This window comes from Pseudarthrobacter sp. NPDC058329, assembly GCF_042879835.1.
Classification (GTDB): Bacteria; Actinomycetota; Actinomycetes; order Actinomycetales; family Micrococcaceae; genus Arthrobacter.
This window is the reverse complement of sequence record NZ_JBHVZR010000001.1, coordinates 751,777-762,577: the sequence shown is the minus strand read 5'-3', so window position 1 is coordinate 762,577 and position 10,801 is coordinate 751,777. Positions and strand designations below refer to the sequence as shown.

Genomic DNA, 10,801 nt, shown 5'->3' with positions numbered 1-10,801 from the left:
CTAACTGTTACAGCGGGGGTTCCGTTCCGTCAAGGGAGGGCTGCCGGCGCACGGGATAGTGCGAGCGCCCATCCGCCGGCCACCCCAATGGCAAGCAGCACGGTCACGAAGCCGATTGCCGGTGCGCTCGGCCATGTCAGGGCGTCGCCATACCGCAGCAGGGCAAGCGCCTGCAGAATCACGAAGGCAACGGAGGTCAGGGCCACGGGGCGGACAGTGCGGAGGTTGCCGCTCAACTGACCCTGCGCGGCGGCCCACCCGAGACCGACCAGCCACGCTCCGATTGCCCTCGCCGTGAGGTCGGAGAGTGGCCACGGCCACCACGTCGCGGCCTGAACGGGTACAGCCAGGAGCGCTACGCCGTACAACAGCAGTACCCCGGCGATTGCCCCCAGGAGCAGCCGGAGCGCAAGGGGCAGCACTGGCCGTCCCTCCCTTATGGGCTTTGGGGCAGGGGGCCGGGACCGGACCTGGATCCAGCTGATGACGACCATCGCCACAGGCACCATGGCATAGATTGCCAGCCACGCCCACGTGGCTATCTGGGCAAGGAGGCCATTGTCTGGCGACAGGTGGAAACGGTCGAGATGAAGCAGGGTGACTCCGAGGGTCAGGGTCGTGAAGACGAAAACGGGCCACACCGCCAACCTCGCCGAACCCCAGGTGACTGAGCGGGCGCCTGTCACTTCCAGCCCGGCGGCAGACCAGTAGGCCGCCCCGAGGAAGACGGCGGTCATGGGCGGATTGACCGTCCAGGCGAACCATTCCTCAGTCCGGAGCGGAAACACGAACAGCACAAGCCCGGCCAGAAACACGAGGATTGCAGCGATATAGAGCAGCCACCGCATCGGCGGAATTAGGGGCGTGACCTCAGGTGAAGTGGACATCACCGGGCAGCTCCTCGGGCGGGGCTGCCTCACCAGGGGCAGGGTGCGGGGCAGGCAGGGGGTTCTCGGCCAGGCAGGCGTGAAGCATCGAGACCACGGTGGCGCCGTCCCCGACCGCGGTAGCCACTCTTTTGATCGAACCTGCCCGCACGTCGCCGATCGCGAAAATGCCGGGCATGCTGGTTTCCAGTGCCAACGGCGGCCGGTCCGGCCTAAAGGGCGCAGCGCCGCCGGCATCGCTGCCGGCGCCCGTACGCAGGAAACCGGCTGGGTCACGCTCTACGGTGTCCGGCAGCCAGGAGGTCCGCGGCACCGAACCGATCAGCACGAACAAGCCGCCCGCTTCGATCTCCTCGCTCTGGGCCGCGTCGGCGCCTCCGGATGCGGCGACCTTGACGGCCGTAAGGAATCCGTCCTGATCACGGGCCCCCACGATCGCGGTGCTGTAGCGGATTGTCACGTTCCGGGTGGCCTCCAGTTGGGAGATGAGGTACTCGGACATACTGACCGACAGAGTGGGTCCGCGCACCAGCAGCGTCACCTTCTTCGCGTACTTCGCGAGGTGCAGAACCGCCTGCCCGGCCGAGTTGCCGCCGCCCACGACACATACGTTCTTACCGGCCATCGATGGCGCCTCGGAAACTGTGGCCCCGTAGAAGACGCCCCTGCCGACCAGATCTTCCAGCTGGGGTATGCCGAGGCGCCGGTAGTCCACGCCGGTGGCCACCACCACTGTGCGGCACCGCACCACACTGCCATCGGAAATCGATACCGCGTATAAGGCTCCCTCCACCCTGAGGCCCTCCGCCTTCCGCAGGAACAGGAAGTCCGTGCCCAAGGTCCAGGCCTGGTGAAATGAGCGGTAGGCCAGGTGTGCGCCGCTCACTCCGCGGGAGAAGCCGGGATAGTTGCGGATCAACGAGCTGGTGCCGGCCTGGCCGCCCACGGCTTCTCCCTCCACCACCATCGTGGAGAGGCCTTCGGAGGAGGCATACACGGCGGTCGCGAGGCCGGAGGGACCGGCTCCTACGACCACCAGATCGAAGATCTTGTCCGCCGGTGGCGGCCGCGTCACCCCCATCGCTTCGGCGATCTCGAGGTCACTGGGGTTCTCGAGGACAATGGGTGGCGCGGTGAACTCCAGCACCATGACCGGCAGCACGGGGTCCCGCAGGTTCACGCTCTCCAGCGTCCGTTCGGCCGTCTCAGACCCGGCAGGGTGGAAGCCCACCGGGATATGGTTTCGGCTCAAGGAGTCGCGCAACGTGTGAGTCCGTTCGTCGCCTACTTCCCCGATCAGCCGGACCGCCTCGAACCCGACGCCCTGAGCCAGGTGCCAGTCGTCGAGGGCATCGGTAATCGCGCCATGAAATTCTTCGTCGCGCGGACGTTCGGGGCGGATGATCACCAATTCGGCGTAACCCTGCGCGATCGCCCGGAATACAGTGGGGGCGCTGGCGAAGTCGCCCCATGTCACCACCACGCCGCGCTTTGCGGCCGGGTGAAAGCCATAGGCACGCCGCAGGAAATCAAGTCCGCCGCGGTCATCCGGTCCGTAGCACGCGAGTATGAGGGCGACCTGGCGATTCCAACGCCGGAGCCCCTCCAGGACCGCCCGCCCGTGGGCGTGGTCGGCGCAGACCACCACCTCGTAGTCGGCACCGTAGCGTCGACGTAGCTCGTCTTCGAGAGTGCGCCGAGAGGTTGAGTCTCTGGTAGCAATCAGCATGATCGGCACCGAGTGATCCATGGCCGCCGTCTTTCCGGTTCACTGATTCGGTGGCGCTCACGATACTCGGGGCAGGACATTGGGGACAAGGGCGCGGAGGTTCTGCCACAATAGCTGCCTACCGCGGGCAAGCGGGATGGCCAAAGCAGAACCGCAGCGGTGGAAATGGAGGACCCATGGAGGATCACCCGATTCCGGGAATCAGTCTCGCCGCCACACCCAGTGGAACAGGGTGCCTGGAGTGCCTCAGCGGTGACGGCCCGGGCTGGTGGCTGCATCTTCGCCGTTGCGCCCAATGCGGCCACATCGGATGCTGCGATTCGTCACCCTCACAGCATGCCAGTGCCCACGCTCGCACCCTCGGCCACCCCGTCATCCGGTCCTTCGAACCCGGGGAGAACTGGTTTTACCACCACACCACAAAGAAGTTCTTCCGCGGCCCGCGGCTTCCGGATCCGCAATCCAGGCCACCGGAGCAGCCTGCACCTGCACCGGCAGACAAAGTACCGGCAGACTGGCGGGAGCGCTTACACCGGTAAACGGTGGATCCAGTACAAACCGCTTTACTGACTGCTAATGACCCAGGAACGGGCACTGGCTAAAATCAAGGCTCAACGCCCAATCGTCCCGGCCCGGCGTAGGTCTGGGGGATCGGGCCTCAGGCGAGCAGAGAGGCCAGCCGTGGACTTCATCCAGTCCGCTGAACATCAGCTCAACCCCTTTCCTCACTACGAACGAATGCGGGAAACTGCGCCCGTCCACTACGACGAAGAGTCGGGAAGTTGGCACCTCTTCCGATACGACGACGTTCAGCGGGCACTGTCCGAGCATGCAACATTCTCCTCGCACATGGGTGGTGACGATGCGTCGGGGACCGGACAGCTTTTCGCCTCGAGCCTGATCGCCACCGATCCCCCAAGGCACCGACAGCTGCGCTCCCTGGTCACCCAGGCGTTCACGCCCAAGGCCGTAGATGCACTGGCTCCCCGCATCGCCGGGCTCACCGACGAGCTTTTGGAGGGGATCGCGCCCCGCGGCAGCGCAGACCTGATCAAGGAATTGGCGTACCCGCTGCCGGTCATAGTGATTGCCGAACTCATGGGCATCCCCGCCCAGGACCGTGATCGGTTCAAACAGTGGTCCGATGCGATTGTCAGCCAAACGCGGACCGGTTCGGCCAGTGAGGACCACTACGCCGCCAACGTGGAGATGACGGAGTACTTCCTGGCCCTCATTGACCATCGCAGGAGCCGCCCAGGCCAGGACCTCATCAGTACCCTGCTGGCAGCGGAAATTGACGGTCAAAAACTGACGGTGCCCGAACTGCTCGGCTTTTGCGCCCTGCTGCTCGTCGCAGGCAATGAGACCACCACCAATCTGATTGGCAACGCCGTTTTGTGTCTGGCGGAGTACCCCGGAACCATGGACCGCCTGCTAAGGGAACCCGCTCTGCTCCCCCAGGCCATCGAAGAAGTGTTGCGCTTTCGATCGCCGGTCCAGTCCATGTACCGGGTGACGGTCGCGGACACTGCCGTGGGAGGCCAACTGATTCCCGCCGGCGCGCCAATCGTGGCGTGGATAGGTTCCGCCAACCGCGACGAGCGGCAGTTCCAGCGGCCTGCCGAGTTTGACGTGGACCGCAGCCAGAACCGACATCTGGCGTTTGGCCACGGCGTTCACTTTTGCCTCGGCGCCCCGCTGGCCCGGCTCGAAGCCAGGATTGCGCTGGGTGCCCTGCTGTCCCGTTTGCCGGGGCTTTCCATGGATCAGGGAGCACAGCTGGAACGGATGGAAAGCACCATCATTTATGGGCTGAAGGCAATCCCGGTAAGTTGGCAGCCTGCCTGACGGCGTCTACCTTCCTGGCCACCCGATGCCCTTTGATACGCCGGCAGTGGCAAGGTGCCCGGCAAATCTTGGGTCCAGGCGGATAGTGCCGCCGAGCGGGTGGCTAGGCTGGGTTGATGGCGACAGTTATTCTCGTGCGGCACGGCCGCACCACAGCCAATGCCACTGGACTGCTGGCCGGCCGGGCCGCCGGTGTCAACCTGGACCAGATCGGGCGCGAGCAAGCGGCCTTGACCGGAGAGAGGCTCGCGGCAGTCCGGTTAGTTGGGGTGGTATCAAGCCCCCTCGAGCGCTGTCAGCAGACCGCCCGGCTCATCCTCGATCGCCAGGCAGGCACTCCGTGCGCGCCGTTGGAACCCGATCTTACCGAGTGCGATTACGGTCAATGGCAGGGGCGCATGCTCAGTGATCTGGCCACCGAAGATCTGTGGACGGCTGTGCAGTCGCAGCCGTCCGCCGTCGTTTTTCCCGGCGGTGAATCCATGGCTGCTATGCAGGCCCGGGCGGTGGCAGCCATTCGACGCCACGATGCAGCCTTCGAAGCCGAGTACGGGCCAGGAGCCGTTTGGGTCGCGGTGAGTCACGGGGACGTCATCAAATCAATCCTCGCCGACTCGCTCGGCATGCACCTCGACCTGTTCCAGCGCATAAATGTGGGCCCTGCCTCCGTATCGATAGTGCACTACAGCGCCAGTCGGCCCAGTGTCTACGCGACCAACACCGACGCCGGGGACCTGTCCTGGCTGTCCAACGGCATCCACTCGGGAGATGCGCCGGTGGGTGGCGGCGCAGGGCAACAGGCACCATGAAGCGCCTGTGCCTAAAATGCTCTTATGCCTACACGTGTTCACGAGTTTGCCTGGCCTGATCGGGTCGTCGTTGGAACCATCGGCGTTCCGGGGGCGCGTACGTTCTACTTGCAGGTTCGTACAGGGAAGCACATTGTGAGCATCGCCCTGGAGAAGCAGCAGTCAGCCCAGCTCGCCGAGAAGATCGACGAAATTCTCGACCAGCTTCTCAACATCGAGGGCAACCCTCACAGCGTTCCCACCAGTACCCCCACTGAATTGGTTGACAACGACCAGCTCGAGGCCGTTGAGGAGCAGTTTCGGACCGGCGCCATGAGTTTAGGTTGGGACCCAACGACGGCGCAGGTGGTCATCGAGGCCTACCCGCTCGCCGATGTTGATGCTGAAGACGACGGGTCTCTTGAGGAGGACGGCGCTGAAGCGCCCGAAATGCTGCTGGTGCGGATGCCGGTTGGTACCGCCCGCGCATTCGCCAAGCGCACCCGTGAGGTTGTAGGCGCCGGTCGTCCCGTCTGCCCGCTCTGCGGCTATCCCGTAGACGCCGACGGGCACGTCTGCACTCATCCCGAGGTCTGATGCAGGCGCCCGACCTTCTGACGGCGGAGCTGACGCTCACCGGGCGCATTATGACGGCGTCGAACGCCACCTTCCTGGGCAGCATCGGCGACACGACGGTGGTCTATAAGCCGATGGCCGGGGAGAAACCGCTGTGGGATTTTCCCGACGGCTTCCTTGCCCACCGGGAGGTCGCCGCCTACCTGGTCTCTGAGGTCCTCGGCTGGAACGTCGTGCCACGCACCTGGCTCCGCGATGGTCCGTTAGGCGAAGGAATGGTGCAGCTCTGGCAGGAGGCAGACCCTGACCAGAACGCGGTGGACCTCGTCCCCACGGACGACGTCCCGGAAAGCGGCTGGAAACACGTCCTCGAAGGTCAGGATGAGGAGGGGCGGATGGTCGCCCTCGTCCACGAGGATACGCCGGCTCTGAGACGCATGGCGGTGTTCGACGTCGTTGTGAACAACGCCGACCGCAAAGGCGCCCACATCCTTGCCATGCCAGATGGACACCGGCACGGCGTGGACCATGGACTTACGTTTCACCAGGACCACAAGCTGCGCACGGTGCTGTGGGGGTGGCTGGGAGACACTCTTACCGCCGAGGAAACCGACGGCATCGATCGTGTCAGCGAAGAACTGCGCGGTGAGCTGGGCCGAAACCTGACGGAATTGCTCACCGCCGAAGAAGTCGCCTCGCTCGCCGCCCGCTGCGCACGGTTGCGTTTGGCAGGGCGGTTTCCGGCTCCGAGAGGTGAGATGTCGGCGGTGCCCTGGCCGCTGTTCTGAGGGAGTTACGGCTACGGGCTTGGCCGCAAGTGACACCCGCTGCAAAAAGCAGCCCCGAATGCAACGGAGTGCATTCGGGGCTGTCAGCGCATGCGCGGCTGGGAGGCAGTCCTAGAAGTCCCAGTCCTCATCCTCGGTATTTACGGCCTTGCCGATCACATACGACGAGCCGGACCCGGAGAAGAAGTCGTGGTTCTCGTCAGCGTTCGGGGACAGCGCCGAGAGGATAGCGGGGTTCACGTCGGTGACCGAAGCCGGGAACATGGCCTCGTAGCCCAAGTTCATCAGCGCCTTGTTGGCGTTGTAGTGCAGGAACTTCTTGACGTCCTCGGCCAGGCCCACGCCGTCGTAAAGGTCGTGCGTGTACTGGACTTCGTTTTCGTACAGCTCAAAGAGCAGCTCGAAGGTGTAGTCCTTGATCTCCTGCCGGCGCTCTGCAGAAACCGTTTCGAGGGCCCGCTGGAACTTGTAGCCGATGTAGTAGCCGTGTACGGCTTCGTCGCGGATGATCAGGCGGATCAGGTCAGCCGTGTTCGTCAGCTTGGCCCTTGAAGACCAGTACATGGGCAGGTAGAAGCCCGAGTAGAACAGGAAGCTCTCCAGCAGCGTCGAGGCCACCTTCCGCTTCAGGGGGTCATCGCCCTGGTAGTAGTCCATGACAATCTGAGCCTTCTTCTGAAGGTTCTCGTTCTCCGTGGACCAGCGGAACGCTTCGTCGATCTCCTTGGTGGAGGCCAGCGTGGAGAAGATCGAGGAGTAGCTCTTGGCGTGCACCGACTCCATGAACGCGATGTTCGTGTAGACGGCTTCCTCGTGCGGGGTGAGCGCATCCGGAATCAGCGAGACTGCGCCGACAGTGCCCTGGATGGTATCCAGCAGGGTTAGGCCGGTGAAAACGCGCATGGTGAGCTGCTGCTCAGCCGGCGTCAGCGTGTTCCAGGACTGGACGTCATTGGACAGCGGCACCTTCTCCGGCAGCCAGAAGTTGTTGACCAGGCGGTTCCAGACGTCGACATCCTTGTCGTCCTGGATGCGGTTCCAGTTGATGGCCTCGACGTGGCTAAGCAGCTTGACCTTCTCGGTCATGTCATCCCCTATGCGTTGGGTGGTTTCTCTAAGTTAAAGCGTACGACGGCGGGCGGGCACCCGCCGTCGTACATCTACAGTTGAGTTGAAGCTTCAATCACAGCATGCAGCTGACGCAGCCGTCCACCTCAGTCCCTTCCAGCGCGAGCTGGCGGAGGCGGATGTAGTAGATGGTCTTGATACCCTTTTTCCAGGCGTAGATCTGGGCCTTGTTGATGTCGCGGGTGGTGGCGGTGTCCTTGAAGAACAGCGTCAGGGACAGGCCCTGGTCCACGTGCTGGGTTGCAGCGGCGTAGGTGTCGATGACCTTCTCGTAGCCGATCTCGTACGCGTCCTGGTAGTACTCCAGGTTGTCGTTCGTCAGGTACGGCGCCGGGTAGTACACGCGGCCCAGCTTGCCTTCCTTGCGGATCTCGATCTTGGACGCCACCGGGTGGATCGAGGAGGTGGAGTTGTTGATGTAGGAGATCGAGCCCGTAGGCGGCACGGCCTGCAGGTTCTGGTTGTAGATGCCGTGCTCCATAACCGACGCCTTCAGCGCCAGCCAGTCAGCCTGCGTGGGGATGTGCACCTTCTTGAAGAGGTCGGCAACCTTCTCGGTCTGCGGCACCCACTCCTGCTCCGTGTACTTGTCGAAGAACTCGCCCGAGGCGTACTTGGACTTCTCAAAGCCGCCGAACGTCTGGCCGGTCTCGATGGCCAGCAGGTTGGAGGCTCGGACCGCGTGGAACACCACCGAGTAGAAGTAGATGTTGGTGAAGTCCAGGCCCTCTTCGGAACCGTAGTGGACCCGCTCGCGGGCCAGGTACCCGTGCAGGTTCATCTGGCCCAGGCCGATGGCGTGGCTCTGGTCGTTGCCCTTGGCAATGGACGGCACCGAGGTGATGTTGGACATGTCGGACACGGCCGAGAGCGAGCGGATGGCCGTCTCGATGGTGAGGCCGAAGTCCGGCGAGTCCATGGCCTTGGCGATGTTCAGTGAGCCCAGGTTGCAGGAGATGTCCTTGCCGGTGTCGGCGTAGGACAGGTCATCGTTGTACGTGGTGGGCTGCGAAACCTGGAGGATCTCCGAGCACAGGTTGGACATGATGATCTTGCCGTCGATCGGGTTTTCCCGGTTAACGGTGTCCTCGAACATGATGTACGGGTAGCCGGATTCGAACTGGATCTCGGCGAGGGTCTGGAAGAACTCGCGCGCCTTGATCTTGGTCTTCTTGATCCGGGAGTCGTCCACCATCTCGTAGTACTTCTCGGTGACCGAGACGTCAGAGAACGGCATGCCGTAAACGCGCTCGACGTCGTACGGGGAGAACAGGTACATGTCCTCGTCGCGCTTGGCCAGCTCGAACGTGATGTCCGGGATAACAACGCCGAGCGAGAGGGTCTTGATGCGGATTTTCTCGTCCGCGTTCTCCCGCTTGGTGTCCAGGAACCGGTAGATGTCCGGGTGGTGCGCATGCAGGTACACCGCTCCGGCACCCTGGCGGGCACCGAGCTGGTTGGCGTAGGAGAAGCTGTCCTCGAGGAGCTTCATCACGGGGATAACGCCGGAGGACTGGTTCTCGATCTGCTTGATGGGCGCGCCCACTTCGCGGATGTTGGTCAGCGCGAACGCCACACCGCCGCCGCGCTTGGACAGCTGCAGGGCGGAGTTGATGGAGCGGCCGATCGACTCCATGTTGTCCTCGATGCGCAGCAGGAAGCAGGAGACCAGCTCGCCGCGCTGCTTCTTGCCGGCGTTCAGGAACGTGGGCGTGGCCGGCTGGAAGCGGCCCTCGATGATCTCATCAACCATCTGCAGGGCAAGCTGCTCGTTGCCACGGGCCAGGTGCAGGGCAACCATGCACACACGGTCCTCGTAGCGCTCCAGGAAGCGCTTGCCGTCGAACGTCTTCAGCGTGTAGGACGTGTAGAACTTGAACGCGCCCAGGAAGGTCTCGAAGCGGAACTTCTTTTTGTAGGCGCGGTTGAACAGGTCACGGATGAAGTTCATCGTGTACTGGTCCAGCGTCTCGCGCTCGTAGTAGTCGTTCTTGACCAGGTATTCGAGCTTCTCTTCCAGGTCGTGGAAGAACACAGTGTTGTTGTTCACGTGCTGCAGGAAGTACTGGTGTGCGGCCTCGCGGTCCGCCTCAAACTGGATCTCGCCGCTGGGTCCGTACAGGTTCAGCATGGCGTTCAGCTCGTGATAACCCAGGCCCTTGTAGGCAGCAGGCATCTCAGGCTTCTGGGCCCTGGTTACTTCTGTGTCTGCGACAGTCGTGTCCAAAACGTGTCCAATCCATTGTTTACGCGGGCAACGTCTTCTGGCGTGCCCATTAATTCGAAGCGGTAGAGGTGCGGTACGCCGCACTTGGCGGCGATGATGTCCCCCGCCATGCAGTAGTTGTCCCCGAAGTTTGTGTTGCCGGCACCAATCACTCCGCGGATCAGCTGCCTGTTCTGCGGAATGTTGAGGAACCGGATGACCTGCTTGGGAACAGATCCCTCTCCCCCGGTGCCGCCATATGTGGGCACCACCAGCACGAACGGCCGGGTGGCGAGGAGGGGTGCGTCCTTGGCGAGCAGCGGAATCCGGGCCACCTCACGGCCAAGCTTCGAGACAAAGCGGCTGGTGTTCTCGGATGCCGAGGAAAAGTAGATGAGCCGGCTGCTGGTGACAACGGCCGGAGCCGGCCCGGAAGATTCCACGCGCTGAGCCGCGTGAAGTTCCCGGGGTTCCTGTGCTGTACGGAATTCCTGGGCTGCTGGTGCTGCCGTGGGAGTCACCTCAGCTGGTTGTTTGTTGCCGGCAGGAAAAGGAGTGGCCCCTAGGCCACGGAGGAAACAGCGGAGAGCGCCAGTTCCTCGATCTTGTCCGGGCGGAAGCCTGACCAGTGGTCCTGGTCGGTGACCACAACGGGTGCCTGCATGTAGCCCAGTGCCTTCAGGCGCTCGAGTGCCTCGGCGTCCTGGGAGATGTCAACGCTCTGGTAGGTGATGCCCTTTTTGTCGAGCGCCCGGTAGGTAGCGTTGCACTGAACACAAGCAGGCTTTGTGTAAACCGTTACGGTCATGGTTCCTGTCCCCTTTACTGAAAACTTACTCGTCCGGTGTTCC

The 10,801-nt window shown here is 63.2% G+C and carries 11 protein-coding genes; 5 read left to right on the top strand and 6 right to left on the bottom strand.

The window, feature by feature from the left end; all coding sequences use genetic code 11:
- Positions 1–29: 29 nt before the first annotated feature.
- Together ACFVYC_RS03625 and ACFVYC_RS03620 are read right to left on the bottom strand one after the other, a co-directional pair.
- Complete coding sequence (locus tag ACFVYC_RS03625) at positions 30–887, bottom strand: hypothetical protein (protein WP_387546642.1); 858 nt, start codon at positions 885–887, stop codon at positions 30–32.
- Positions 871–2,637 (bottom strand): FAD-dependent oxidoreductase, encoded by a 1,767-nt coding sequence (locus ACFVYC_RS03620; RefSeq protein WP_387546639.1) that lies wholly within the window; start codon positions 2,635–2,637, stop codon positions 871–873. Before ACFVYC_RS03620 ends, ACFVYC_RS03625 begins: the two co-directional genes overlap by 17 nt.
- Positions 2,638–2,792: 155 nt before the next feature.
- Here ACFVYC_RS03620 and ACFVYC_RS03615 point away from each other — a divergent pair, with 155 nt between their 5' ends.
- The 5 genes from ACFVYC_RS03615 to ACFVYC_RS03595 all read left to right on the top strand — a co-directional run bounded on the left by ACFVYC_RS03615 (position 2,793) and on the right by ACFVYC_RS03595 (position 6,616).
- A complete protein-coding gene (locus ACFVYC_RS03615; RefSeq protein WP_387546636.1) occupies positions 2,793–3,155 on the top strand; it encodes a UBP-type zinc finger domain-containing protein in 363 nt (120 codons plus the stop codon).
- Positions 3,156–3,297: 142 nt separating this feature from the next.
- A complete protein-coding gene (locus ACFVYC_RS03610) occupies positions 3,298–4,464 on the top strand; it encodes a cytochrome P450 (RefSeq protein ID WP_387546633.1) in 1,167 nt (388 codons plus the stop codon).
- A 116-nt stretch (positions 4,465–4,580) separates the two neighbouring features.
- Positions 4,581–5,273, top strand: coding sequence for an MSMEG_4193 family putative phosphomutase (locus ACFVYC_RS03605; RefSeq protein ID WP_387546631.1), 693 nt, complete (start codon positions 4,581–4,583; stop codon positions 5,271–5,273).
- Positions 5,274–5,297: 24 nt separating this feature from the next.
- Positions 5,298–5,849: a DUF3090 domain-containing protein gene (locus ACFVYC_RS03600; RefSeq protein ID WP_387546629.1), complete on the top strand. Its 552-nt coding sequence runs from the start codon at positions 5,298–5,300 to the stop codon at positions 5,847–5,849.
- Positions 5,849–6,616, top strand: a complete 768-nt coding sequence (locus ACFVYC_RS03595) for an SCO1664 family protein (RefSeq protein ID WP_387546626.1) — start codon at positions 5,849–5,851, stop codon at positions 6,614–6,616. The genes ACFVYC_RS03600 and ACFVYC_RS03595 overlap by 1 nt, the downstream gene beginning before the upstream one ends.
- A 111-nt stretch (positions 6,617–6,727) precedes the next feature.
- On the opposite strand, the gene nrdF is transcribed toward ACFVYC_RS03595, so the two are convergent.
- The 4 genes from nrdF to nrdH all read right to left on the bottom strand — a co-directional run bounded on the left by nrdF (position 6,728) and on the right by nrdH (position 10,758).
- Complete coding sequence (nrdF, locus tag ACFVYC_RS03590; RefSeq protein ID WP_387546623.1) at positions 6,728–7,702, bottom strand: class 1b ribonucleoside-diphosphate reductase subunit beta; 975 nt, start codon at positions 7,700–7,702, stop codon at positions 6,728–6,730.
- Between the two features lie 97 nt (positions 7,703–7,799).
- Positions 7,800–9,920, bottom strand: coding sequence for a class 1b ribonucleoside-diphosphate reductase subunit alpha (gene nrdE / locus ACFVYC_RS03585; protein ID WP_387546621.1), 2,121 nt, complete (start codon positions 9,918–9,920; stop codon positions 7,800–7,802).
- Between the two features lie 20 nt (positions 9,921–9,940).
- A complete protein-coding gene (nrdI, locus tag ACFVYC_RS03580; RefSeq protein WP_387547135.1) occupies positions 9,941–10,393 on the bottom strand; it encodes a class Ib ribonucleoside-diphosphate reductase assembly flavoprotein NrdI in 453 nt (150 codons plus the stop codon).
- Between the two features lie 119 nt (positions 10,394–10,512).
- Positions 10,513–10,758 carry a glutaredoxin-like protein NrdH gene (gene nrdH / locus ACFVYC_RS03575; RefSeq protein WP_013601222.1) on the bottom strand — a complete coding sequence of 82 codons (246 nt, stop codon included), beginning with the start codon at positions 10,756–10,758 and terminating at the stop codon, positions 10,513–10,515.
- Between the last annotated feature and the right edge of the window lie 43 nt (positions 10,759–10,801).

Excerpts from the sequence above, each read along its gene's own strand:
- ACFVYC_RS03595 (WP_387546626.1), top strand. The coding sequence starts at position 5,849 with ATGCAGGCGCCCGACCTTCTGACGGCGGAGCTGACGCTCACCGGGCGC.
- nrdE (WP_387546621.1), bottom strand. The coding sequence starts at position 9,920 with ATGCCTGCTGCCTACAAGGGCCTGGGTTATCACGAGCTGAACGCCATG.
- ACFVYC_RS03625 (WP_387546642.1), bottom strand. The coding sequence starts at position 887 with ATGTCCACTTCACCTGAGGTCACGCCCCTAATTCCGCCGATGCGGTGG.
- ACFVYC_RS03605 (WP_387546631.1), top strand. The coding sequence starts at position 4,581 with ATGGCGACAGTTATTCTCGTGCGGCACGGCCGCACCACAGCCAATGCC.
- ACFVYC_RS03615 (WP_387546636.1), top strand. The coding sequence starts at position 2,793 with ATGGAGGATCACCCGATTCCGGGAATCAGTCTCGCCGCCACACCCAGT.
- nrdF (WP_387546623.1), bottom strand. The coding sequence starts at position 7,702 with ATGACCGAGAAGGTCAAGCTGCTTAGCCACGTCGAGGCCATCAACTGG.
- ACFVYC_RS03600 (WP_387546629.1), top strand. The coding sequence starts at position 5,298 with ATGCCTACACGTGTTCACGAGTTTGCCTGGCCTGATCGGGTCGTCGTT.
- nrdH (WP_013601222.1), bottom strand. The coding sequence starts at position 10,758 with ATGACCGTAACGGTTTACACAAAGCCTGCTTGTGTTCAGTGCAACGCT.
- ACFVYC_RS03620 (WP_387546639.1), bottom strand. The coding sequence starts at position 2,637 with ATGGATCACTCGGTGCCGATCATGCTGATTGCTACCAGAGACTCAACC.